This is a genomic window from Bradyrhizobium frederickii (assembly GCF_004570865.1).
In the GTDB taxonomy this organism is placed as follows: Bacteria; Pseudomonadota; Alphaproteobacteria; order Rhizobiales; family Xanthobacteraceae; genus Bradyrhizobium; species Bradyrhizobium frederickii.
Genome location: NZ_SPQS01000028.1, coordinates 43,622 through 67,234, shown reverse-complemented (window position 1 = coordinate 67,234; position 23,613 = coordinate 43,622). Strand labels below are relative to the sequence as shown.

The following is a 23,613-nucleotide window of genomic DNA, read 5'->3' as shown; positions in this document are numbered from 1 at the left end:
TTCTCGTTCAGCCCGGGAGCCGGCGGATCGCGTCCGGCACCGGCGGCGGCGCGGGAGGCGCAGGCGATGCCGCCGGTGCCGGACGCGATCCGCCGGCTCCCGGGCTGAACGAGAAATCCTCGGCCAATGAAGAGGATATCCACGGCACCTGCTCGCCGCGCGACGCCCTTGTGACGCCCATCTTGGTGCGGTTCAGCGTCTCCTCGGCCATCAGGTCGGGGACGCGGATTTCCTTCAGAAGCTCCTGGACAAACAGGCTGTGATCGCCGCCGGCGTCGGAGACCACCGAGGCCAGCGCCGCCGAATACATCACCAGCGTGCCGTTCGGCGCGATGACCGGGGTCAGGCCGGCCGAGAAGCTGCGGAACCGGCGCTCGAACGGATTGCGCCTGGAGGCGTCGATCAGTGCGATCTTGACGCCGGCGCCGCGGGTGTTGAGCTCGCCGAGGACGGTCTCGAGGCTGAAACCGTCGCGGCGCACATCGGATTCCGTCCAGATCTGCGCATCGATCGGCAGCAGGTAGCTCTGGCGCGCCGACTGGATGCCGAAGCCGCTGAAGAACACCAGCGCCACCGATCCCGGCTTGATCTTGCTGTAGAGCTTGTCGAAGGCGCGGCGCATGCCGTCGCCGGTCAGATTCTCCCCGATCTCGACCGCAAAGCCGTCGCGCTTGAGCTCGTCGGCGACGTTGCGCGCATCGTTGATCGGTTCCTTCAGCGGAGCGTCCGCGTCCGGATATTTGGCGTTGCCGATGACCAGCGCAAAACGCTCACCGGCCGCAAACGAGGGGGCAGTCGGGACGAGCGAGATGAGCAAGGGCAGAAGAAAAAAGAAGCGAATTTTCATAATCAGCGCGGTCCAGCCAAAAAGGCGCCGTTCCCAGCTTGCGCCGCGGCGACCTTAACTTACGCTTCTTCCATTATCAAACCGGGGACGGGGGGCGTCAACCGCTTGGAGATTCGGCGTTATCGCGACGATTGACCGCAACGTCTGGGTGCGCCGCAAGGGGAATAAACAGGTTGTCATGGCTGCCCTCGTCGCGATCCGAATCGATCCTATCGGCAGCATGGTAGGGCAGCAACGGCGCCGAAAACGTGATGGGTCTCACATTGAAGGCCCCGCCCGCGGTCGCGCCGCGCGGGTTTGACCTTTGCGGCGGACGATGGCTTGCTTGCGCAGCATCGTCCCGTCAAGACCCACTCAGAAAAGTAAAGCAAGAACCATGGGAAACGCCTACGAGATCTACGCCCTGCGCTATGCGACGATGTCGCCGCGCACCCCCGGCATGAACTTCCTGGCGCCCGATCCGCATGACAGCGCGGCGCAGGATCTCGATTATTTCGTTTGGCTGATCCGCGGGGGCGGCCGCGACATTCTGGTCGACACCGGCTTCAACGCCGAAGAGGCGAGCGCGCGGGCGCGCAAGCTGACGCTCAACCCGGTCGATGCGCTGGAGCGCTTCGGCGTTGCGGCATCAAGCATTCGCGACGTCATCGTGACGCATTTGCATTACGACCATGCCGGCAATCTCGATCGTTTCCCGAAGGCGCGCTTCCATTTGCAGGAGCGCGAGATGGCCTACGCGACCGGCCGCTGCATGTGCAACGGCCTGTTGCGCCATCCGTTCTCGGTCGAGCACGTCACGCAGATGGTGCGCCATGTCTATGGCGAGCGCGTCACGTTCTATTCGGGCGAGGGCGAGGTCGCGCCCGGCGTCACCGTGCATCGTGTCGGCGGCCATTCCGACGGCTTGCAGGTGGTCAAGGTCGAAACCGCGCGCGGGCCGGTGGTGCTGGCATCCGATGCCGCGCACTACTACGCCAATCTGCAGCGCAGGAGCCCGTTCCCGATCGTCTACAATGTCGGCGACATGGCGCAAGGCTGGGAGACGATCGAGCGCCTCGCCGGCCATCCTGACCGCTTCATCCCCGGCCACGATCCGATCGTGACGGAGATCTATCCGCGTGCCGGCGACAAAGTCGACGCCTTCGCGCTGCACCTGCCGCCGTCGCGGTCGTTTGCGAAATGACGATGTCGTCACTTTGGAGACAGATGTCATCACCCGCCTTCCCGGCCTCACGCCGATCCCGCCGCCGCGCACGACGACCTCGTCTTTACACTCGCGGCTGCGCCTGACCGGTCAGTCCCTCGTGGCGACGGCGGCGAAGTAGATTTCGACAAGTGAGGGGGCAACTTCCGTCGCTCGGCAGGCGATGTAAAGCACCGGCCCAGGATGCGCGATCGTGCAAGCCGATTGACGTATTCATCCGTCATTTCTAGGTTGTGCCCGACATTCACAAAGGTGTTCGGTGCTTTCAAAACTCAAAAATCTTGCTGCCGACGCCATGAAAGGCGCCAGCGGGCATTTCTCGAAAGCTTCCAGGGCAATTGCCGACCTGGCCGCGAGTCTTGCCGACCGCGCCGCGGCCGCCGCTGATCTGGGCCGCATTCTCGATATCATCGAAATGGTCCCAGGCGTCAGTTTCGAGAAGCCAGAGCCTAATGCCGATTATCTCAGTACGCTGCTCGCCGCGGTGCAGATGGGCGAGCTTACGCTGGCCGTGCACTACCGCCAGCAAACCGAAGCCAGCGTGGTGCGCCTGCATCCCATCACAACGGCCCAGGCCAATGCACTGACCGGTTCGGACGATAAATTTTCCTCGATGATCCTGGTCGACGGTGAGAACGACAAGCCTGCCATCCAGATGCTGACGAACACCGAGCATCTGGCAGAAAATTATCGGTACGTCACCGCCGACACCCTGGTCAACGCATTGGCTTTCCCGATCGAGAATGTCAAAGGCGGTTTCATCATTGCCAGGCCGTTTCGTGCAATCGCGCGACCGATCGCAGGATGGCTGCTCAACATCATTTTCGACCAGGGTGAGAAACTGCATCGCCGTTTCCGCGGCAACCGCGCCGAAGATCGGCCCCAATCGCCGTTGCTATCCGCGGAGGAGGAAAACGGTGCGGCAAGTGTTTCGATCACGCCGGAAGACAGTGACGTCCAGGCTCGGGTCTCCGATCGAGCGATCGATGACCAGCCGCGGAATGATGGCGTGAATTGATTGAGCAGAGTTGAGGGCCGCGCGCTCTGTGGTCTCTTTTCATCGCCCACACGCTTCAGCCCTTGAGCGACAGCCCGTTTGCGAGCCAGCGCCCTAATACGCCTGCTTCGCGTCGGCCTCTTCGCTGGTCTGGATCAAATCGAGGCTCTGCTCGATCTTGCCGAGCAGCGTGGACAGCTGCCTGCGCTCCTGCGCCGAGAGGCAGGCGAGGATCTCGTCCTCACGCCGCAGCAATTGCGGGAACAGCTCTTCATAGAGCGAGCGGCCCTTCGCCGTCAGTTGCAGGCGGAATTCGCGGCGGTCGGCTTTGTTCTCGACCCGCTCGATCAGATCCTGGTTGAGCAGCGCGGTCACCGCGCGGCTGATGGTGGATTTGTGCGTGCGGGTGCATTGCGCGATGAACTGCGCGCTGCAGGCATCGTTACGGAACCCGAGCGTGGCGATCACGCGCCAGGCCGGGATGTCGAGACCGTGGCGTTCCTGATATTCGACCGCGAGCGCGGAACTGACTTCGGCCGCGAGCCGGTTGAGCCGGAACGGCACGAACTTGAACAGATCGAGCCGCGGCTCTCGCCGCACTGCGGCCTGATCGGCCTCGCGCGCCTTCAGTGCGGTGTCGCTGGATGTCCTCGCCAAGGGAGTGCTCCGAATTCCAGTTGACGGCCGGCCGGCTCCGGTCCAAAATAGTTGCACGTGAGACTATCTAGCAGATTGGTCCCCTTCTGACCAGAGCCGAGGTTCGTGTATGGCGCAGGCCAAGACACTTGAGGTCAAGGCGTATCAGGCCAAAGCCCAGTTCGGCTATCGCCGCCATCCCGATCAGGACCGCGCCAGCCAAAGCCCGGCCGAGCATCCGGTCGTGGTTGTCGGCGCCGGCCCGGTCGGGCTGTCGCTTGCGATCGATCTGGCCCAACGCGGCCAGCGCGTCGTCCTGCTGGATGACGCCGACCGCATCGGCGAGGGCTCCCGCGCGATCTGCTTCTCGAAGCGGTCGCTGGAATATTGGGACCGGCTCGGCGTCGGCGACCGCATGGTTGCCAAGGGCGTGGTCTGGAGCGTCGGCCGGATCTTTCACGGGGAGTCCCAGCTCTACCAATTCAACCTCCTGCCTGAAGACGGCCACAAGCGGCCGGCCTTCATCAATCTTCAGCAATATTACGCCGAGGCCTATCTGGTCGATCGCGTCAGCGAGCTTCCCGAGATCGACCTGCGCTGGCGCAACAAGGTGACGGCGCTGGAGCAGCGCAACGACGGCGTGGCGCTGATGATCGAGACGCCGGAGGGCGCCTATCGTCTGCATGCGCAATATGTCATCGCCTGCGACGGCGCGCGGTCCTCGCTGCGGCAGATGGTCGGCGCCGAGTTCGCGGGACAGGTGTTCGAGGACCAGTTCCTGATCGCCGACGTCAAGATGACGGCGGAATTCCCGACCGAGCGCTGGTTCTGGTTCGATCCGCCGTTCCATGCCGGCCGCTCCGCGCTGCTGCACCGGCAGCCCGACGACGTCTGGCGCATCGATCTTCAGCTCAATCGTTATGCCGACCCCGTGATCGAGAAGAAGCCCGAGAATGTTCGGCCGCGGATCGCGCGCATGCTGGGTCACGACAAGTTCGAGTTCGAATGGATCTCGCTCTACAAATTCCAGTGCCGGCGGATGGATCGTTTCATCCATGGCCGCGTGATCTTCGCCGGCGATTCCGCGCATCAGGTCTCGCCGTTCGGCGCGCGTGGCGCCAATTCCGGACTCGAGGATGCCGAAAATCTCTCGTGGAAGCTCGATCGCGTGCTGCGCGGCACTTCGCCGGCCAGCCTGCTGGAGAGCTACCACACCGAGCGCAGCACGGCGGCCGACGAGAACATCCGCGAATCCACCCGCTCCACCGATTTCATGGCGCCGAACTCGCATCAGGAAGCGCGGCTGCGCAAGGCGGTGCTGTCGCTCGCCAAGGAGACCGAGTTCGGCAAGCGCATGGTCAATGGCGGACGGCTGTCGGTGCCGTGCAGCTACGACTCCCCGCTGTCGTCGCCGGATGCCGATGCCTGGCACGGCGGGCCGCCTCCCGGCTGCTCCATGCTCGATGCGCCGATTGCCGAGCAGGCCTACCTGACGGATGCGTTCCGCAAGGGTGGAACGGACTTCACGCTGCTGTCGTTCAGCAATGGCGCCGCGATCGATCCGCCCGCCGGCGTCAAGGCGATCCGGATCGGCGGCGAGAGCGGACTTGCCGATCCCTCCGGCCTCGTCGCGAAGCGCTATGATGGCGGACCCGGCACGGCCTATCTGCTCAGGCCCGACGGCTATGTCACGGCGCGCTTCCGTCATCCCACAAGCGAAGCCGTCGCTGCGGCGCTATCGCGCGCCCAAGGTTTTAATTGACGGCCTGAATCGAGGTTTTGCATGCCGTTGTCCACCGACTCCAATTTTGCGCGGCCTGACGACGCCTTTCGCGCCGTCGTCGAAGCGCATCGCGGCCTCACCGAGGAGCAGAGCGCCGATCTCGACGCGGCGCTGGTGCTGATCCTCGCCAATCATATCGGCGACATCGATGTGCTGCGCGAGGCGATCGGGCTCGCCAAGCGCCGCATGATCGACAGCCAGCAGCAGCAACAACAGCAACAATGACCCTGAGAATTCAAAGCAAAGCTCAAAGGACGAATTGATGGCGAAGAACTTCGCATCCACCGGCGATCTCGCCGAGAAGAAGATCACCTTCTCCGAGATCGGCACCGATCTCTATGCCTTCACCGCCGAGGGCGATCCGAACACGGCCGTCATCGTCGGCGACGACGGCTGCCTGGTGTTCGACGCGCAGGCGACGCCGGCGATGGCGAGCAAGGTGATCGAGCGCGTCCGCGCCGTCACCGACAAGCCGATTAAATATGTCGTGCTGTCGCATTATCACGCCGTGCGCGTGTTAGGGGCCTCCGCCTACAAGGCGCAGGGCATCGTCGCCTCGCAGGAGACCTACCGGTTGATCGCGGAGCGCGGCAAGCAGGATTGGGATTCCGAATACGGCCGCTTCCCGCGCCTGTTCCAGGATGCGCAGAGCATCCCGGGCCTGACCTGGCCGACGCTGACCTTCGAAGGTGAGATGACAATTTACCTCGGCAAGCGCGAGGTGCGGCTGATGCAGCTCGGGGCCGGCCATACCTCGGGCGACATCGTCGCCTGGGTGCCGGATGCCGAGGTCATGTTCTCCGGCGACCTCATCGAATATCACTCGGCCTGTTATTGCGGCGATGCGCATTTGCGCGAATGGCCGCTGACGCTGAACGAGATCCGCAACTTCAATCCCAAGGCCATCGCGCCGGGCCGCGGCGACGCGCTGAAGGGGCTCGCCACGGGGCGCGAGGCCATCGCGATGACGCGCGACTTCGTCACCTCGCTCTATGGCGCCGCCGAACTGTCGGTGGCCAAGGGCCGCTCGCTGAAGGAGACGATGGCGGCGACGCGCGAGGTGATGGATCCGAAGTTTTCGAGCTTCGCCATCTACGAGCACTGCCTGCCGTTCAACGTGTCGCGCGCCTATGACGAGGCGTCGGGGATCGACGATCCCGTGATCTGGACCGACAAGCGCGACCAGGAGATGTGGGCCGCCCTTCAAGGAGGAGGATAGTCATGAACATCAACACCTCGCCCGATCAGATCATCCGCAGCTCAGCCCAGGTGACGCCGGGCTACATGTCCGGCTTCGGCAACAGCTTTGAGACCGAGGCGCTGCCCGGCGCGCTGCCGATCGGGCGCAACTCGCCGCAGCGCTGCGCCTACGGGCTCTATGCCGAGCAATTGTCCGGCTCGCCCTTCACCGCGCCGCGCGGCAGCAACGAGCGCTCCTGGCTCTACCGCATCCGTCCCTCGGTGAAGCATTCCGGCCGCTTCGAGAAGGTCGATGCCGGCCTGTGGCGCTCGGCACCGTGCCATGAGTACGATCTGCCGATCGCGCAGCTGCGCTGGGATCCGACGCCGCTGCCGAAGGAGGACGTCACCTTCGTCCAGGGCGTGCAGACCATGACGACCGCCGGCGATGTCAACACGCAGGCCGGCATGGCCGCGCATGTCTATCTCATCACCAAGTCGATGGTGGACCAGCATTTCTACAATGCCGACGGCGAGCTGATGTTCGTGCTGCAGCAGGGCAATCTTCGCCTCGTCACCGAGTTCGGCCGCATCGATGCCGAGCCCGGCGAGATCGTGGTGATCCCGCGCGGCGTCAAGTTTCGCGTCGAGATTCCGAACGGGCCGGCCCGCGGCTATCTCTGCGAGAATTACGGCGGCGCGTTCACGCTGCCGGAGCGCGGGCCGATCGGCGCCAATTGCCTCGCCAATGCCCGCGACTTCCTCACGCCGGTCGCGCATTACGAAGACAAGGACACGCCGACCGAGCTCTACGTGAAATGGGGCGGTGCGCTGTTCAAGACCCAGCTCGCGCATTCGCCGATCGACGTGGTCGCCTGGCACGGCAATTACGCGCCCTACAAATACGACCTGCGCACCTTCTCGCCGGTCGGTGCAATCGGGTTCGATCATCCCGATCCCTCGATCTTCACGGTGCTGACCTCGCCGTCGGAAACCGCGGGCACCGCGAATATCGACTTCGTGATCTTCCCCGAGCGCTGGATGGTGGCCGACAACACCTTCCGTCCGCCCTGGTACCACATGAACATCATGAGCGAGTTCATGGGCCTGATCTACGGCGTCTACGACGCCAAGCCGCAAGGCTTCGTCCCCGGCGGCATGAGCCTGCACAATTGCATGCTGCCGCACGGCCCCGACCGCGACGCCTTCGAGCACGCCAGCAACGGCGAATTGAAGCCGGTGAAGCTGACCGGCACCATGGCCTTCATGTTCGAGACCCGCTATCCGCAGCGCGTCACCGCGCACGCCGCCAATGCTTCGACGCTGCAGGACGACTATGCCGATTGCTGGAAGGGCCTGGAGAAGAAGTTCGATCCGAGCAAGCCGTAGTGACTGCGTCATTCCGGGATGCGCCGAAGGCGCAGGCCCGGAATCCATAACCACGATCGTGAGTATGGATTCCGGGCTCGCGCTCCGCGCGCCCCGGAATGACGATGGAGAACCGTCAGAAAAATATCCGGCAGGAAACCCATGCTTCACCCCAACGACCCCAGCATCCGCTCCTTCATCGAGGTCGATCCCTCTTCCGACTTCCCGATCCAGAACCTGCCCTACGGCGTGTTCTCGACAGCGGTCAATCCGACCCCGCGCGTCGGTGTCGCGATCGGCAATTACGTGCTCGATCTCTGGGAGCTCGAGCAGGATTCCCGGCTCGATGTCGGTCCGCTCGGCGTGTTCTCCGGAGCTTCGCTCAACCCCTTCATGGCGTTGGGACCAAAGGTCTGGGCGAAGACGCGGGCCCGGATCAGCGAGCTGTTGCGCCACGATCATGCGGAGCTGCGCGACAACGAGGAGCTGCGCAAGCAGGCACTGGTGCCGATGCGCGACGCAAGACTGCATCTGCCCTTCGCGGTCTCCGGCTACACCGATTTCTATTCGTCGAAAGAGCACGCCACCAATGTCGGTGTGATGTTCCGCGGCAAGGACAACGCGCTGCAGCCGAACTGGCTGCATATGCCGATCGCCTATAACGGCCGCGCCTCGACCGTCGTGGTCTCCGGCACCAAGGTGAAGCGCCCGCGCGGGCAGTTGAAGCCGCCGAATGTGGATCTGCCGAGCTTTGCGCCGTGCAAGCGGCTCGATTTCGAGCTGGAGATGGGCGCGGTGATCGGCCAGCCCTCGCCGATGGGCGGCATGCTTGGGGAGCAACAGGCCGAGGAGGTGATCTTCGGCTTCGTGCTGCTCAACGACTGGAGTGCGCGCGACATCCAGCAATGGGAATATGTGCCGCTCGGCCCGTTTCTGGCCAAGGCGTTCGCGACCTCGATCAGCCCCTGGGTGGTGACGCGCGAGGCGCTGGAGCCGTTCCGGCTGAAGGGGCCGGAGCAGGAGCCGGTGCCGCTCGATTATCTCAAGCAGGCGAAGCCGCAGAACTACGATGTCGAGCTCGACGTTGCCTTGCGCGCCGCCGGCGCCAACGCGCCCGCCAGCATCAGCCGCACCAATTTCAAGTACATGTACTGGTCCTCGGTGCAGCAGCTGATGCACCACGCCTCGAGCGGCTGCGCCATGAATGTCGGCGATCTCCTCGGCAGCGGCACCATCTCCGGCCCGGAGAAGAACCAGCGCGGCAGCCTGCTCGAGATCAGCTGGAACGGCACCGAGCCGGTCGAGCTCCCCGGCGGCACCAAGCGCTCGTTCCTGGAAGATGGCGACAGCCTCGTCATGCGCGGCTGGTGCCAGGGCAACGGCTACCGCATCGGCTTTGGCGAGGTCGAGGGGACGATCTTGCCGGCGGAGTGATGGCTGTCATTCCGGGGCGAGCGTAGTCTCGTAGGGTGGGCAAAGGCGCTCTTGCGCCGTGCCCACGCGATGGACATGGTGGGCACGCTACCGCTTTGCCCACCCTACGAGACCTATCGTTGGTCTGGCGGCACGTCCTTGATCCGCGCGCAATGCGCGGCGACATCCTCGACGCTGTATTTCAAATGCACCCGCTTGTCGGACGGCGCCTGCTTCGCTGTGCAGACGCCGGGCCGCCATTCCTGCGCCGGCCTGATCGGGCGCGGCGCAAAGCCGCCGCCGCAGTTCGGGCAGACGTTGGACAGCTTGGTCTCGACGCAGTCCGCGCAGAACGTGCATTCGTAGGAGCAGATCCGCGCGTCCGTTGCGTCTGGCGGCAGGTCGCGGTCGCAATATTCGCAGTTCGGACGAAGCTGGAGGGCCATGGCAAATCTCCCGGAGCGACCGCGATCATCGCAGATCGCGCGCGCGGTGCGAATGACGTAGTTCCCTCGATTTCAGCCGGCCTGATCGCCGTGCGGCAGAAGAGATCCTATCTCTTCCAGGCCGTCGTCACCGCGGCGATCTCCGCCGGCTCCGGCTCGCGCACCGCCGAGGGCGTGCGCGAGAAACGCGGCGCGGGACCGGGCTGCTTCACGCCGTGGCGCTCGATGAACACGTTGCGCGCGACCATGTGCGGATGCTTCGTCGCCTCCGACATGGTCAGCACCGGCGCGAAGCAGATGTCGGTGCCTTCCATGATCTTGCACCAATCCTCGCGCGTCTTGCTCTTGAACACCGCCTTGAGCTTCTCCTTCAGCGCCGGCCAGGCCTTGGGATTCATCTGCGCGTCGAAATCGGCGTCGGTCAGGCCGGCGTGCTGGCGCAGCAGCGCGTAGAATTGCGGCTCGATTGAGCCGATCGAGATGAAATGACCGCAGGCGCATTCATAGACGCCGTAGAAATGCGCGCCGCCGTCGAGGAAGTTCTGGTCGCGCCCTTCGGTCCAGCGTCCCATATTGGTCATGTCGAAGAAGAACGACATCAGCGATGCCGCGCCGTCGCACATCGCGGCGTCGACGACCTGGCCCTTGCCGGATCTCTGCGCTTCCAGGAGCGCGGCGAGCACGCCGACGACGAGATAGAGCGCGCCGCCGCCGAAATCGCCGACCAGATTGAGCGGCGGCACCGGCGCTTCCTTCGGTCCGATGGCGGCGAGCGCGCCGGTGATGGAGATGTAGTTGATGTCGTGGCCGGCGGCGTTGGCGAGCGGGCCTTCCTGGCCCCAGCCGGTCATGCGGCCGTAGACCAGCTTGGGATTGCGCGCGAGCACGACGTCCGGCCCGAGGCCGAGCCGCTCCATCACGCCGGGACGAAAACCCTCGACCAGCGCATCGGCGCTGGCCAAGAGGTCGAGAACCTGCGCGATCGCCGCCTTGTCCTTGAGGTCGAGCTCGATCACCTTGCGGCCGCGCCCGGCCACCGACTTCATGTTCTTCTTCGCACCGACGCGGTCGAGCGTGACGACGTCGGCGCCCATGTCCGCGAGCATCATGCAGGCGAACGGGCCGGGCCCGATGCCGGCGAATTCGACGATGCGGAAGCCCGCAAGCGGGCCGGAGCTGCGGACGGACGAGGCTTCTGATTTTTCTTGGGCTGATTGATCGAGCACGTTGTTGTTTCCTCGGGTCGCGGGCGGATGCCGGCGATCCGGCAGCCGTCTCTGACATTTCTTTTGTGGGGCGAGTTAATCGGCCGATTAACTTTTCTCGCCTTCGCGCCAGCGAGGCAAGCGGTTTTCATGCCGCATGGCCAAAATAAAACGGCGCGCACCGAAGTGCGCGCCGCGGAAAATTTGTGTCGAGGCGCTGGCCGCGGGATCAGCCCGCAGCAGAAACCGCGCGTTGCGCCATCACCTTGATGAGATTGGCGCGATACTCAGCAGTGCCGTGGATATCGGCCAGCAATCCGTTTGCCGAAATGCTGACGCCATCGACCGCCGCCGGCGACCAGTTCGCCTTCAGCGCGGCTTCGATGACGGGGACCCGCATCACGCCGCTCTGCGAGGCGCCTGTGGCGGCGACGCGAACCTCGCCCGACTTGGTCTGGGCCACGAACACCCCGGTCAGCGCGAAGCGCGAGGCCGGATGCCGCATCTTCTCATAGCCTGCCTTCGCCGGCACGGGGAATGATACGGCGGTGATGAGCTCGCCGTCCTCCAGAGCCGTGGTGAACAGGCCCTGGAAGAAATCCTCCGCCGCGATCGACCGCTTGTTGGTCTTCACGGTGGCGCCGAGCGCGAGCAGCGCGGCCGGGAAGTCCGCGGCGGGATCGTTGTTGGCAATCGAGCCGCCGATCGTGCCGCGATAGCGCACGGCAGGGTCGCCCAGCACCGAGGTGAGATGGGCGATCGCGGGAATCGCCTTCTTCACATCGGCATTCGTCATGATGTCGTAATAGGTCGTGGCGGCCTTGATGGTCAGCGTGTCGCCCGACAATTCGACGCCCTGCAGCTCCTTGATCTTGCCGAGGTCGATGACGTCGGAGGGGCTTGCGAGGCGCTGCTTCATCACAGGCAGCAGCGTCTGGCCACCGGCCAGGAACTTCGCTTCGCTGCTCTTGCCGAACAGGCTGACGGCCTCGTCGACCGAGGAAGCGCGATGATAGGTGGTCTGGTACATCTTGGTTGCTCCCTCTTAAGCCGCGTGGATGGTGCGCCAGACCCGGTCAGGAGTCGCGGGCATTTCCAGATTGTTCTTGCCGATCGCATCCGTGATCGCGTTGATCACGGCCGCTGACGCCCCGATCGCGCCGGCCTCACCGCAACCCTTGATGCCCAACGGATTGCCCGGGCACAGCGTCGTGGTGTGGGAGAGATTGAAGGAGGGCACATCGTCGGCGCGCGGCATGGCGTAGTCCATGAACGAGGCCGTGACCGGCTGGCCGTTGGCATCGTAGATCGCATGCTCGAGCAGGGCCTGTCCGATGCCTTGAACAAGGCCGCCATGGACCTGGCCTTCGACGATCATGGGGTTGATCAGCCGGCCGAAATCGTCTGCCGCGACGAAGTTGACGAAGGACGTCTTGCCGGTGCCGGAATCGACCTCGAGCTCGCAGATATAGGTGCCGGCCGGGAAGGTGAAGTTGGTCGGGTCGTAGAAAGCGCTTTCCTTCAGGCCCGGCTCCATCCCGTCAGGCAGATTGTGCGCGGTGTAGGCCGCGAGCGCCACCATCGGCAGGGCGATCGCCTTGTCGGTGCCGGTCACCTTGAACTCGCCGTTCTCGATGACGATGTCGGCCTCGGAAGCTTCCAGCGCATGGGCCGCAATCTTTTTGGCCTTCGATTCCATCTTCTCCATCGCCTTCAGGATCGCGGTGAGGCCGACGGCCGCCGAGCGCGAGCCGTAGGTGCCCATGCCGAACTGCACCTTGTCGGTGTCGCCATGGACGATCGAGACCTGGCTGATGGGAACGCCGAGGCGCTCCGCGACGAGCTGGCAGAACGTGGTCTCGTGACCCTGGCCGTGGCTGTGCGAGCCCGTGAGGATCTCGATGGTGCCGACCGGATTGACGCGCACCTCGGCAGATTCCCACAGGCCGACGCCGGCACCCAAGCTGCCGACCGCCTTCGACGGCGCGATGCCGCAGGCCTCGATGTAGCAGGACACGCCGATGCCGCGCAGCTTGCCGTCGGCTTTCGCCTTGGCCTTGCGGGCGGGGAAGCCGGCATAGTCGATCGCCTTCATCGCGGCATCGAGCGAGGCGTTGAAGTCGCCGGTGTCGTAGGCCATGATCACGGGCGTCTGGTGCGGGAACTGAGTGATGAAGTTGCTCCGCCGCAGTTCGGCCGGATCGACCTTGAGCTGCCGCGCCGCCGTTTCCATCAAACGTTCGATCAGATAGCTGGCTTCGGGACGGCCTGCGCCACGATAGGCGTCGACCGGTGTGGTATTGGTGTAGACCCCGATCACCTCGGCATGGATCGCCGGGATGTTGTACTGGCCCGACAGCAGCGTCGCGTAGAGATAGGTCGGTACCGAGGACGAGAACAGCGACATGTAGGCGCCGAAATTAGCGTAGGTCTTCACCTTGAAACCGGTGATCTTGTTGTTGGCGTCGAACGCCATCTCGGCATGGGTCACATGGTCGCGGCCATGCGCGTCGGTAAGGAAAGCCTCGGTGCGGTCGCCGGTCCATTTCACGGGACGGCCGACCTTCTTCGAAGCCCACAGCGCCACCATCTCCTCGGGATAGATGAAGATCTTGGAGCCGAAGCCGCCGCCGACATCGGGGGCGATCACGCGCAGCTTGTGCTCGGGCGCAATATTGTAGAACGCCGACAGCACGAGGCGGGCGACGTGGGGGTTCTGCGAGGTCGTGTAGAGCGTGAAGTGCTCTTCCGCCGCGTCGTAATCGGCGATCGCCGCCCGCGGCTCCATTGCATTGGGGGCGAGGCGGTTGTTGGTGACGTCGAGCTTGACGACGTTGGCGGCCTTGGCGAAGGCCGCATTCACGGCGCCCTCGTCGCCGATCACCCAGTCATAGACCTGGTTGCCGGGTGCTTCGGGATGAAGCTGCGGCGCGCCTGATTTGATCGCGGCGTGGACGTCGGCGACTGCGGGAAGTTCTTCGTAGTCGACGACAACCGCTTCCGCGGCATCGCGCGCCAGATTCTTGCTCTCGGCGATCACAACCGCGACGGCCTGCCCGACGAAGCGCACCGTCTCCGGCGCCATCGCCGGCCAGGCGCCCATCTTCATCGGGCTGCCGTCCTTGGAGGTGATGGCCCAGCCGCAGATCAGGTTGCCGACCTTGTCGTCGACGATCTGCTGGCCCGTGAGCACCGCGACCACGCCCGGCATCTTCAGCGCGGCCGACGAATCGATCTTCCTCACCTTGGCGTGGGCGTGCGGGCTGCGGATGAAATGGGCATAGGTCATGCCCGTCAGCTTGATGTCGTCGACGTAGCGGCCCTTGCCGGTGATGAAACGCTTGTCTTCCTTGCGCACGACGCGCGCGCCGATACCTTCAACACCCATGTCTGGTCCTCCCGACCGGAAATTTTATGGCTGCGCTTTCCTTCGAAAGCGGCAGCGGTGATTCTTCTTTCGAGGCGCGCCGCTTTACTCGGCCGCCTGCGAGACCTTCATGCGCCCGGCTGCATCCAGCACGGCCTTGACGATGTTGTGGTAGCCGGTGCAGCGGCAGATATTGCCTTCCAGCTCGCTGCGGACGGTCGCCTCGTCGAGCTGACCACCATGGCGATGCACGATGTCGATCGCCGACATGATCATGCCCGGCGTGCAATAGCCGCATTGAAGACCATGATTGTCGCGGAAGGCGGCTTGCATCGGGTGCAGCTCGTCGCCCTTGGCGATGCCCTCGATGGTGGTGATGGTGGAGCCGTCGGCCTGGCCCGCCAGCATGGTGCAGGATTTCACCGCCTTGCCGTCCATATGGACCACGCAGGCCCCGCACTGGCTGGTGTCGCAGCCGACATGGGTCCCGGTGAGGTTGAGGTGATCGCGCAGAAGCTGGACCAGCAGCGTGCGGTCCTCGACATCGACGGCAACGGCTTTGCCGTTCACCGTCAGTTTGACTGTAGACACGTGACGTCCTCCCAAAGTGATTTTGATTGGTTCTAATTAGAGACAGCGCAACGGAACTTTGCAACTGGCATTTTGGTGACCTCGCGTCATGGAAAGGTCATCGTGGCGGTCGTAGCGGCGCGCAATTCGGTCATGACGCTCCAAGCCGTCACCAACACGTGGCGCAGCCGCAAGGCAGGTGTGGAAAGTTCGGCATCGCTTCCGCGGGCAATGTCGCAGCGACGCCGCTTATCGGCGCCGCTCGCGCGCGAGTTCAGCCCTGTCGCACGTTGCTCTCCCCTGGATGTCTTGTTCCTTGGCGTGAATAGGAGCACGTGCCCGCGACTTTGTAATCGCGATCTTGGTAGTATGCGGCGGAACGCTAAGTAGTTGATTTTACTTTGGGTCTTCTGAGGCGATGGGCGCCGAATCCGCTCGCCTCCTACTTCCTGGCGATTGATCGACGGCGGCTGCCGCCCTATCCGCGCTGACCAAGCACAACGGAGGGTGGAACGATGCAGATGAACGAGAGCCAGCGCATCCCGGCGTCGAAAGCGAAAGTCTGGGCCGCGCTCAACGATCCCGAGATTCTGAGGCGCTGCATTCCCGGCTGCCAATCGCTCGAGATGGCGTCGCCCACGGAGATGACGGCCATTGTGGTGCTGAAGGTCGGCCCGGTGAAGGCGACGTTCAGCGGCAAGGTCACGCTGACCGATATCGATGCGCCCAACGGCTATCGCATCGTCGGCGAGGGCGCCGGCGGCGTCGCCGGCTTTGCCAAGGGCGGCGCGAAGGTCAGGCTCGCCGAAGAGACACCAGACGTCACCATCCTGCACTACGAAGCGGAGGCGCAGATCGGCGGCAAGCTCGCGCAGCTCGGCGCGCGGTTGATCGATTCGACGTCGCGAAAACTCGCCGCGAACTTCTTCGACAACTTCGCCGCATTGGTAGCGCCGTCATCGTGACCGATGCGTGATGCTGCCTGAATCCGATGGCGCATTTCGAGCTGCAAAATAAGGGCAAGACACGAGGCGGGACAACGAGATGAGCGGCGAAAGTCGCCAATGATTTGCACTACTACCTTCCGCCTATACTAAGCGCGAGAAGCCGATGCTGTAATTTCCAACGATGGTTCGCAGACGAACTGCGCATCACGAGCGCAACGCGCTTAGGCGTCCAACGTGGCGTGCACAACAACATCGTGGAGGGAATACATGACCTTTGGAACGAAGGGATTCTTGGCTGGCATCTCGATGATTGCGGTGCTGGCCGCCGTGAACTCAGGCGTTCGCGCCAACGAATCGCTGATCAAGGCGCAATCGGATGCAAACCAGTGGCCCGTTGCCGGCCACGACTACGGCAATACGCGCTACAGCCCGCTCAAGCAGATCAACACCGAGAACGCCGGCAAGCTGACGCTCGCTTATTCGTTCTCGCTGGCGTCGCTGCGCTCGAACGAATCCTCGCCGATCGTCATCGGCAACACGCTGTACGTGTCGAGCTCCTGGGGCCCGAAATACGTCTATGCGCTCGATGCCGCGACTGGCGCGCGCAAGTGGACCTGGGAGCCCGAAATCCCCGAGGACGTGCTGCAATATGCCTGCTGCGACGTGAACAATCGCGGCGTCTCCTATGCGGACGGAAAGATCTTCATCGGCCGTCTCGACGGCAAGCTGACGGCGCTCGACGCCGCGACCGGCAAGGCGCTGTGGACCACCAAGGTCGTCGACTACAAGCAGGGCTCGGTCATCACCTCGCCTCCGCTGGTCGTGCGCGACAAGGTCATCACCGGGTTCGGTGGCGGCGAATACGGCGTGCGCGGCTCGCTCCAGGCCTTCGACATCAACACCGGCAAGCAGCTGTGGCAGACCTTCACGGTCCCCAGTCCGGACGAGCCCGGCGGCGACACCTGGAAGGGCGATTCCGCCCAGCACGGCGGCGGCGCGGCCTGGCTGGTCGGCTCCTACGATCCCAAGACCGACACCGTCTATTGGGGCACCAGCAATCCCGGTCCGTGGAACACCGGCGTCCGTTCGACCGGCGACGGCAATTTCGGCAAGCTGACCAACCTCTACACCGCCTCGACGCTCGCGCTCGATCCCAACACCGGCAAGATCAAGTGGCACATCCAGACCACGCCGGCCGACGCCTGGGACTATGACGGCGTCAACGAGGCCGTGCTCGCGGACCTGAAGATCGGCGGCAACACCGTTCCGGCGCTGATGAAGGCGGACCGCAACGGCTACTTCTTCGTCGCCAACCGTGAGACCGGCAAGGTGCTCTCGGCGGAGAAATACGTCTTCTCCAACTGGGCGAAGAAGTGGGACGTCAACACCATGCGCGCGGTCGAAGACCCGGACAAGCGTCCGGGGCCGGGCCATCCCGCCAAGGACATCTGCCCGAACCTGATCGGCGGCAAGAACTGGCAGCCGATGTCCTTCAATCCGCAGACCGGGCTCGTCTACATCCCCTCGAACAATGTCTGCATGGACTGGTCGGTCTCCGACGTCGCCTACAAGCGCGGCGTGTTCTATCTCGGCGCCGAATTCCCCACCAAGGAAGGCCCCGGCGGCTTCCTCGGCGAACTCGTGGCCTGGGATCCGATCGCCCAGAAGAAGGTCTGGTCGATCAAGGAAGACCTGCCGTTCAACGGCGGCACGCTGACCACCGGCGGCGGCATCGTGTTCGCCGGCAACATCCATGGTGACTTCCGCGCCATCGATGCGAAGTCCGGCAAGGTGCTGTGGAGCAAGAATCTCGGCTCCGGCATCGGCGCGGGCCCGGTGACCTATAGCGTCGACGGCAAGCAGTACGTCGCCATCGTCGTCGGCCGCACGGCGGCATTGCCCGCGTTCCTGGGCGAGGTTGGAAAGAAGATGACGGCCGCAGCTCCCGAGGGCGGCTCGCTCTTCGTGTTCTCCGTCCAGTGACGACTCGCGCGCGTATCCCGAAGGAGACGGGATACGCGCGTGCTTTCTTCGACATCGCGCGGCGACGGCACAGGCCTGATCTTGGCTCAGACCCCGTGCCGCAACGCCTGGTCCACCAATTCCCAACTACCGGAGACGAGGATGCGTCCGATCAATCCAGGGAAAGGCAAGCGCCGACATCACAGCATCGCGGGACGGCTCGCATGGGCCGCAATGTCCGCGACGATCGCATCGGCCTCAGCCGTTCATGCCGACGAGACCAAGCCATTTCGCCTGTGCGCCGATCCGACCAATTTGCCGTTCTCGAGCGATAATCCGTCGCAGCCGGGCTTCTATGTCGAAATCGGCCAGGCGCTGGCGCAGGCGCTCGGCCAGCCGATCACGTATGATTGGTACAAATCCTATTTCGGCAAGCGGACCGTGCGGGTCACGCTGCTGGGCAAGCAATGCGACGCCATGATCGGCCTGCCGCGGTCCGAGGATTTCATGGGGCCGGCCGTGATCTTTTCCGACACCATCGCGAAGGAGGGCTATGCCTTGGTCGCGGCGAAAGGTCAGGCGATCGGCGGCGTCGACGACCTCAGAGGCAAGCGCGTCGCCGTCCAATACGCCAGCACACCGCAAAACCTTCTCGCGACACGTGACGACATTCAGAAGGTGACCGTGCTGTCGCCCGAGGAGGCCATGCAGGCGCTCGACCAGGGCAGGGCGGATGTCGCCTTCATCTGGGGGCCCGTCGCCGGCTGGTTGAACATGACCGCCTACAACGATCGCTATCAGATCCGGCTCACCGAAGGCGAAGGCCTGTCATGGGATGCCGCCATCGGCTTCGCGCGGGGATCGGCCGAGCTCCGCGATCGCGTCGATGCGATCCTGCCGACGCTTCAGAAGACAATCGCCGGTCTCGCGGTGAAATACGGTCTGCCGGGCGGGCAGCCCGTCCGCTTCGGCACGGCCGAGGCCGTGCCGGCGGGAACCACGACCGGAGCGGGTCCCGGCGCGGCTGTTGGACAGGTCGCAAATGTGGTGGCGACCGAGACCAAGGGCGATGCGGCGGCGCCGAGTGCGGAGAGTGCGCATGCAGGCAAGGAGATCTTCAACGGAACCTGCGCGCATTGCCACGGCCCCGACGCCATCCAGAGCGAGCGCAAGATCGACCTGCGGCTCCTGCGTCACCGCTACGGCGACGACATGCGCGACACCTTCTTGAAGACCGTGCATGACGGGCGACCGGCCAAGGGCATGCCGGCGTGGAAGGAGGTCTTCACCGACAACCAATTCGACAGCATCTATTCCTTCCTGCTGACGGTCCAGGTCGAATCGAACGACTGAACGGACGGAGCCGGCAAGATGTGGTAGCATCCATGCCGCATCTTTCCGACGCCGGACCGGCACGGATGGGTGCGCTGCTGCCGCGAAGTGCGGTGGATCCTTTGGAAGGCGCCATGGCCAGCTTCCTGATCATCGACGACCATCCGCTGTTTCGCGAAGCTCTGGGCAACGCCGTGCGGCTGGCCTTGCCGGAGGCCCGCATCCTGGAGGCGATGTCGATCGAGGACGCGCTGGACATCCTGTCGGCCGAGCAGGGGATCGACCTCGCGCTGCTTGATCTGTCGCTGCCGGATGCGACCGGCTTCTCCGGTTTCCTCCGCTTGCGCGAAACCTATCCGCGCCTGCCGGTCGCCATCGTATCGAGCGAGGAGGACCAGCACGTGGTCCGCGAAGCGCTGGCGCTCGGCGCGGCCGGTTATCTGCCGAAGTCGACGTCGAAGCGCGAGCTGGCCGCCTCGATCGAGGGTGTGCTGTCCGGATCGGTGTCTGTGCCGCGAGATTTCGTGGCGACGCCGCAGCGGCGAAAGGCCGAGACCAGCAAGGCCCTCGAGGTCAAGCTCCGCGAGCTCACGCCGCAGCAGATCAGGGTTCTGGACCTGTTGCGCCGCGGCTACCCGAACCGGCAGATCGCGCAGGAGCTCCAGCTCGCCGAATCCACGGTCAAGGCGCACATCACCGAGATCCTGCGCAAGCTCGGTCTGTTCAGCCGCAACAAGGCGATCATCGAGATCGGCAAGATGGACCTGCCCGATCCCAGGAACCGCCCCTATGCGCGGGCCGACCGCGGCAGGCCGCAATGATCGGCCTTGCCGTTGTTGACCTCGATCAAGCCGGCTCGCGCCGGCTGATACATCCTCGGGTCAAGCTCGACATCCGGCAACGATTTGGGGATGGCTGACGCGTGACCCGATTTCTGATTGTGGAAGACCATCCGTTGTTTCGCGAGGCGCTCGAAGGCGCGCTGCAAATGGTGGCGCCCGGGGCCGTGATCCTGCAGGCGACGTCGATCGACGGCGCGCTCGCGCAGCTGTCCGCGGGCGCCGAGCTCGATCTCCTGCTGCTCGATCTGTCGATGCCGGGCACGACCGGCCTCTCGGGCATCGTTCGCATCCGCAAGGCCTTCCCGAAGGTCCCCGTCGTCATCGTGTCGGGACATCAGGATCCCAGAATCATCTCCGGTGCCTTGTCGCTGGGCGTAGCCGGTTACATCTTCAAATCCTGCTCCAAGCAGGAGCTCGCCCAGTCGATCGGCGAGGCGCTGCGGGGACTCGTCTGCCTTCCCGATGCCTATCGCGCGCTGCGGCCGCAGCGGGCTCCAAGTCCCGCCCATGATCTGCTGAAGCGGCTGCATGAACTGACGCCGCAGCAATTGCGGGTGCTCGAAATGCTCAAGCGCGGCCTTCAGAACAAGCAGATCGCCTATGAGCTGAAGATTTCCGAGACCACCGTGAAGGTCCATGTCTCGGACATCCTGCGCAAGCTGAACGTCGTCAGCCGCACCAAGGCGATCGTCGAGATGTCCAGAATCGATTTCGCGACGCTGGCAGGCGAGGGGCCCGTGCCGAGGAGCGATCGTGCCCAACCGGATCAGCAGTAAAACCGCAGCGCTCTTTTCCGGAGCATGCGTTAGCTAGCTCAGCAGGAACGACAACAGCGCGCGCATCTCGGCGGGCTTGACCGGCTTCTTCAGGACTTCGAGGCCGGAGAGGCTCGCTTGCTTGGCGGCCTTCTCGGAATAATCGGCGGTGATGATCATCGCGGGCACGTCGAGCTTGAGGTGCTCCCTGATGTCGGCGATCGCCGACAATCCGCTCTCGCCGTGATCGAGATGAAGATCGGCGATGACCGCGTCGGGCGCTCCGCCCAGCTCGCTGAGGCGCAGCAGCGCGTCCGCAGCCGAGGGCGTGGTCGCGACGTCGCAGCCCCATCCTTCCAGCAGGGCGGCCATGGCCTCGGAGCCGGACGGATCGTTCTCGACCAGCAGGATCTTGGCGCCTTCGAGGCCGCCATAGTGACGTTCACTGAGCTTGGGCTCGTGCACCTCGTCGCTGAGCTCGGCGAGATCGGCCGCCTCGAGCTCCAGGACGAACGTCGATCCCTTGCCGACCTGCGACGACAGCCGCACCTCGTGTCCGAGCACCGTCGCGAAGCGGCGAACGATGGAGAGACCGAGCCCGAACCCGGCCTGGTCGGTTGCGCTGGCTTCGCCGCGCTGGAATTCGCGAAAGATGGCCTCCTGTTGCGTCTGCGCGATTCCCGGTCCGGTATCGGAGACCTGGACGCAGATGCGGTTGCCTCGGCGCCTGCATCCCATCACGACGCCGCCGCTGCGGGTGTAGCGGATGGCATTGGCGAGCAGATTTTGCAGGATGCGTCGGAGCATCATCGCGTCCGACGACACCGCGACCGGCGAGCTGCGGATGCGCAGGGACAGGCCTTGCCGCGCAGCGAGCGGCGCGAATTCGTTGCGAAGCTGCTCGAACAGCGGCGCCAGCGCCAGCGGACGCACGTCGGGCCTGAGCGCGCCGGCGTCGAGCTTGGCGATCTCCAGCAGCGAGCGCAACAGATCCTCCAGCGTCACCAGCGAGCGGTCGACCTGGTCGATCAGCAGACCCGCCTCCTGCGTTTCCATCATCTCGGCCAGCGCCGAGAGCGTCAGGCGCGCCGCGTTCAGCGGCTGCAGCAGATCGTGGGTGACCGAGATCAGGACGGACGATTTGAGCGAGCTGGCCGCCTCGGCCTGCTGCTTGGCGCGATACAGACCCTCATTGGCGCGTTCGATCGAATGCAGCGCCTCGCGCAATTGGTAGGTGCGGTCGCGGACCTGCCGGTCGAGCGCGATGGCGGTCTCGAACAGCGAGAAGGCGTTGAGCTGCTGGTCCATCGAGCGCTCGACGCGGGACATCAGCGCGGCATTGATCTTCTTCAGCTTCGCGGTTTCCCGCTGCAGTTGCTCGACCTCATCAGGGTCCTGCCACAGCCTGGTCACGCGGGACGCCTGCCGATGGCGACGCCCGTGAAGGTCTGGTTCACGTGCATCGAGCCGAACTGCTCGCCGTAGGTATGAAAGCCGACGACGCGATTCTGGCGGTAGAGCTCGGACATGTCGCGGGCGAGCTGGTGCTGCTCGGCGTCGAGCCGGCGCAGCAGGCATTCGAAGCCGATATAGAGCGAGACTTCGCCGATCTGGTCGCGCGTCTCCGCGAAGGCCTCGCGCGTCGTGCCGACGAGGCTGCGCGACGTCGCTGCGGTCAGCACCATGCCTTCGTCGATGGCGCAGAAGAAGTGCAGCGAGCCGTCCGGTTCGACGCGCTGGATCGACCGGGCGTAGTAGGAGCCGCCGACCCGGACCAGAACGGGATGCGAGGCGAACGAGAACGGGTCGAGCTTGGCGTCCATGATCCCGACGACGCGGGAATATTCCTGGGCCGCGGGCTCGGCGTTCAGCTCCCTGACGGTTCGATTCTCGGTGTCGGCCTCGGTGACCACCATCTTCCGGGGCCGCGGTTCGAAATTGTCACATTTGAAGACCCGGAACGGCAGCGACGTGCTCAAGAGGATCAGCAGGGCGGCATTGGTGTGGGCCTTGCCGTCGAGAAACACCCAGGTCCGCTCGAAGCGCATGCCGTCGCCCGCAGATCCCCCGACGATGGGAATGTCGTCCAAGGAGGCATAGATCGCGGACATCACGGCTTCCTCGCGGCGGCACAGGCCGTCGATCAGAACCAGGCCGAACGGATTTCCGCGCTCGCCTTGCGACGATTCCCGCAGCAATTCCTGCCGGAGCTCGGTGCCGATCCTGCGGCCGTCCTCGACGCGAAAATTGTCGAGATTGAGAATCGGCCGCACCACGGCCGAGAAGTCGGCGCGGCTGAAGGCCAGGGCAACGACGCTGTTCTCGTCCCAGCCGTCAGGAGCCAGCTCGCCGGCAGTGGTGCAACCGCAGACCTGGGTCCCGTCGAATTGCCGGCTGATCTCCGCGATGAATTGGTGCGGATCGTAGCATGGAGAGACGAAGAGCAGGATGAGTGCCAGCTCGTCGGATGGGAGCTGAGCGGCGAGATCGGCAACGGCCGGCGCGACGCCCGCGGCCTTCGACTTCGCGACGGCAACGCCGGACGCACCGCCAAACCGAAAGTCGGTTTGCCCCACTCCGTTTCTCCCTCAAGGACCCGCTCGGTCTTATGCCGAGTGCCTGACAAGTGCCCAAAGAGTATGGCCTTTTTCGTCTGGTCGCAACATGGCGGCCGGATCCGCGGAAGGTGTGTTCCGTGACCGGCGGCGTTCGGGCACGAATTTACCGCCCCTTGACGATTCTGCCCTAATTTTCATCGCG

General features: G+C 64.4%; 20 protein-coding genes and 1 pseudogene. 12 read left to right on the top strand and 9 right to left on the bottom strand.

What is annotated here, in order from left to right:
- Window positions 1-34: 34 nt before the first annotated feature.
- Window positions 35-847: pseudogene (locus tag E4K64_RS33710) on the bottom strand (caspase family protein); the annotation flags it as partial.
- Between the two features lie 376 nt (window positions 848-1,223).
- Here E4K64_RS33710 and E4K64_RS33705 point away from each other — a divergent pair.
- The gene (locus E4K64_RS33705; protein ID WP_167772400.1) at window positions 1,224-2,030 is read left to right on the top strand and encodes an N-acyl homoserine lactonase family protein; all 807 of its coding nucleotides are present in this window, start codon (window positions 1,224-1,226) and stop codon (window positions 2,028-2,030) included.
- A gap of 280 nt (window positions 2,031-2,310) precedes the next feature.
- On the top strand, window positions 2,311-3,069 hold the full coding sequence (locus E4K64_RS33700; protein ID WP_135167188.1) for a hypothetical protein: 759 nt from the start codon (window positions 2,311-2,313) through the stop codon (window positions 3,067-3,069).
- 93 nt (window positions 3,070-3,162) lie between these two features.
- On the opposite strand, the gene E4K64_RS33695 is transcribed toward E4K64_RS33700, so the two are convergent.
- On the bottom strand, window positions 3,163-3,705 hold the full coding sequence (locus E4K64_RS33695; protein ID WP_135167187.1) for a MarR family winged helix-turn-helix transcriptional regulator: 543 nt from the start codon (window positions 3,703-3,705) through the stop codon (window positions 3,163-3,165).
- A 109-nt stretch (window positions 3,706-3,814) separates the two neighbouring features.
- Between E4K64_RS33695 and E4K64_RS33690 the strand changes: the two genes are divergently transcribed.
- The 5 genes from E4K64_RS33690 to fahA all read left to right on the top strand — a co-directional run bounded on the left by E4K64_RS33690 (window position 3,815) and on the right by fahA (window position 9,448).
- A complete protein-coding gene (locus E4K64_RS33690; RefSeq protein ID WP_135167186.1) occupies window positions 3,815-5,446 on the top strand; it encodes an FAD-dependent oxidoreductase in 1,632 nt (543 codons plus the stop codon).
- 21 nt (window positions 5,447-5,467) lie between these two features.
- Window positions 5,468-5,692, top strand: a complete 225-nt coding sequence (locus E4K64_RS33685) for a DUF2783 domain-containing protein (RefSeq protein WP_135167185.1) — start codon at window positions 5,468-5,470, stop codon at window positions 5,690-5,692.
- Between the two features lie 37 nt (window positions 5,693-5,729).
- The gene (locus E4K64_RS33680; protein ID WP_135167184.1) at window positions 5,730-6,686 is read left to right on the top strand and encodes an MBL fold metallo-hydrolase; all 957 of its coding nucleotides are present in this window, start codon (window positions 5,730-5,732) and stop codon (window positions 6,684-6,686) included.
- Between the two features lie 2 nt (window positions 6,687-6,688).
- A complete protein-coding gene (hmgA, locus tag E4K64_RS33675) occupies window positions 6,689-8,035 on the top strand; it encodes a homogentisate 1,2-dioxygenase (protein WP_167772399.1) in 1,347 nt (448 codons plus the stop codon).
- 141 nt (window positions 8,036-8,176) lie between these two features.
- Window positions 8,177-9,448, top strand: a complete 1,272-nt coding sequence (gene fahA, locus E4K64_RS33670; protein WP_135167182.1) for a fumarylacetoacetase — start codon at window positions 8,177-8,179, stop codon at window positions 9,446-9,448.
- Window positions 9,449-9,561: 113 nt separating this feature from the next.
- On the opposite strand, the gene E4K64_RS33665 is transcribed toward fahA, so the two are convergent.
- The 5 genes from E4K64_RS33665 to E4K64_RS33645 all read right to left on the bottom strand — a co-directional run bounded on the left by E4K64_RS33665 (window position 9,562) and on the right by E4K64_RS33645 (window position 15,036).
- Entirely contained in the window at window positions 9,562-9,873 is a 312-nt protein-coding gene (locus E4K64_RS33665) for a DUF1272 domain-containing protein (RefSeq protein WP_135167181.1), read from the bottom strand.
- 107 nt (window positions 9,874-9,980) lie between these two features.
- Complete coding sequence (locus E4K64_RS33660; RefSeq protein ID WP_135167180.1) at window positions 9,981-11,099, bottom strand: CaiB/BaiF CoA transferase family protein; 1,119 nt, start codon at window positions 11,097-11,099, stop codon at window positions 9,981-9,983.
- 208 nt (window positions 11,100-11,307) lie between these two features.
- Window positions 11,308-12,108 (bottom strand): FAD binding domain-containing protein, encoded by an 801-nt coding sequence (locus E4K64_RS33655; RefSeq protein WP_135167179.1) that lies wholly within the window; start codon window positions 12,106-12,108, stop codon window positions 11,308-11,310.
- Between the two features lie 15 nt (window positions 12,109-12,123).
- On the bottom strand, window positions 12,124-14,466 hold the full coding sequence (locus E4K64_RS33650) for a xanthine dehydrogenase family protein molybdopterin-binding subunit (RefSeq protein WP_135167178.1): 2,343 nt from the start codon (window positions 14,464-14,466) through the stop codon (window positions 12,124-12,126).
- Window positions 14,467-14,550: 84 nt separating this feature from the next.
- Window positions 14,551-15,036 (bottom strand): (2Fe-2S)-binding protein, encoded by a 486-nt coding sequence (locus tag E4K64_RS33645; protein ID WP_126260626.1) that lies wholly within the window; start codon window positions 15,034-15,036, stop codon window positions 14,551-14,553.
- Window positions 15,037-15,530: 494 nt separating this feature from the next.
- Between E4K64_RS33645 and E4K64_RS33640 the strand changes: the two genes are divergently transcribed.
- The 5 genes from E4K64_RS33640 (at window position 15,531) to E4K64_RS33620 (ending at window position 20,874) form a co-directional block, all read left to right on the top strand.
- Entirely contained in the window at window positions 15,531-15,980 is a 450-nt protein-coding gene (locus tag E4K64_RS33640; RefSeq protein ID WP_135167177.1) for an SRPBCC family protein, read from the top strand.
- A 249-nt stretch (window positions 15,981-16,229) separates the two neighbouring features.
- Window positions 16,230-17,945 (top strand): PQQ-dependent methanol/ethanol family dehydrogenase, encoded by a 1,716-nt coding sequence (locus E4K64_RS33635; RefSeq protein WP_209312006.1) that lies wholly within the window; start codon window positions 16,230-16,232, stop codon window positions 17,943-17,945.
- A 141-nt stretch (window positions 17,946-18,086) separates the two neighbouring features.
- Window positions 18,087-19,277, top strand: coding sequence for a c-type cytochrome (locus tag E4K64_RS33630; protein ID WP_167772398.1), 1,191 nt, complete (start codon window positions 18,087-18,089; stop codon window positions 19,275-19,277).
- Window positions 19,278-19,390: 113 nt separating this feature from the next.
- Window positions 19,391-20,077: a response regulator gene (locus tag E4K64_RS33625; protein WP_135167195.1), complete on the top strand. Its 687-nt coding sequence runs from the start codon at window positions 19,391-19,393 to the stop codon at window positions 20,075-20,077.
- A 101-nt stretch (window positions 20,078-20,178) separates the two neighbouring features.
- Window positions 20,179-20,874, top strand: a complete 696-nt coding sequence (locus tag E4K64_RS33620) for a response regulator (protein ID WP_135167175.1) — start codon at window positions 20,179-20,181, stop codon at window positions 20,872-20,874.
- A gap of 33 nt (window positions 20,875-20,907) precedes the next feature.
- Here the strand turns inward: E4K64_RS33620 and E4K64_RS33615 are convergent, their stop codons facing one another.
- Both E4K64_RS33615 and E4K64_RS33610 read right to left on the bottom strand, forming a co-directional pair.
- Window positions 20,908-22,266 carry a hybrid sensor histidine kinase/response regulator gene (locus tag E4K64_RS33615; protein WP_135167174.1) on the bottom strand — a complete coding sequence of 453 codons (1,359 nt, stop codon included), beginning with the start codon at window positions 22,264-22,266 and terminating at the stop codon, window positions 20,908-20,910.
- The gene (locus tag E4K64_RS33610) at window positions 22,263-23,429 is read right to left on the bottom strand and encodes an FIST N-terminal domain-containing protein (RefSeq protein WP_135167173.1); all 1,167 of its coding nucleotides are present in this window, start codon (window positions 23,427-23,429) and stop codon (window positions 22,263-22,265) included. The genes E4K64_RS33615 and E4K64_RS33610 overlap by 4 nt, the downstream gene beginning before the upstream one ends.
- Between the last annotated feature and the right edge of the window lie 184 nt (window positions 23,430-23,613).

What these genes read in the sequence shown, in the direction of transcription:
- E4K64_RS33685 (WP_135167185.1), top strand. Translation starts at nt 5,468, where the DNA reads ATGCCGTTGTCCACCGACTCCAATTTTGCGCGGCCTGACGACGCCTTT.
- E4K64_RS33635 (WP_209312006.1), top strand. Translation starts at nt 16,230, where the DNA reads ATGACCTTTGGAACGAAGGGATTCTTGGCTGGCATCTCGATGATTGCG.
- E4K64_RS33640 (WP_135167177.1), top strand. Translation starts at nt 15,531, where the DNA reads ATGCAGATGAACGAGAGCCAGCGCATCCCGGCGTCGAAAGCGAAAGTC.
- E4K64_RS33665 (WP_135167181.1), bottom strand. Translation starts at nt 9,873, where the DNA reads ATGGCCCTCCAGCTTCGTCCGAACTGCGAATATTGCGACCGCGACCTG.
- E4K64_RS33625 (WP_135167195.1), top strand. Translation starts at nt 19,391, where the DNA reads ATGGCCAGCTTCCTGATCATCGACGACCATCCGCTGTTTCGCGAAGCT.
- E4K64_RS33655 (WP_135167179.1), bottom strand. Translation starts at nt 12,108, where the DNA reads ATGTACCAGACCACCTATCATCGCGCTTCCTCGGTCGACGAGGCCGTC.
- E4K64_RS33680 (WP_135167184.1), top strand. Translation starts at nt 5,730, where the DNA reads ATGGCGAAGAACTTCGCATCCACCGGCGATCTCGCCGAGAAGAAGATC.
- hmgA (WP_167772399.1), top strand. Translation starts at nt 6,689, where the DNA reads ATGAACATCAACACCTCGCCCGATCAGATCATCCGCAGCTCAGCCCAG.
- E4K64_RS33690 (WP_135167186.1), top strand. Translation starts at nt 3,815, where the DNA reads ATGGCGCAGGCCAAGACACTTGAGGTCAAGGCGTATCAGGCCAAAGCC.
- E4K64_RS33705 (WP_167772400.1), top strand. Translation starts at nt 1,224, where the DNA reads ATGGGAAACGCCTACGAGATCTACGCCCTGCGCTATGCGACGATGTCG.
- E4K64_RS33650 (WP_135167178.1), bottom strand. Translation starts at nt 14,466, where the DNA reads ATGGGTGTTGAAGGTATCGGCGCGCGCGTCGTGCGCAAGGAAGACAAG.
- E4K64_RS33630 (WP_167772398.1), top strand. Translation starts at nt 18,087, where the DNA reads ATGCGTCCGATCAATCCAGGGAAAGGCAAGCGCCGACATCACAGCATC.
- fahA (WP_135167182.1), top strand. Translation starts at nt 8,177, where the DNA reads ATGCTTCACCCCAACGACCCCAGCATCCGCTCCTTCATCGAGGTCGAT.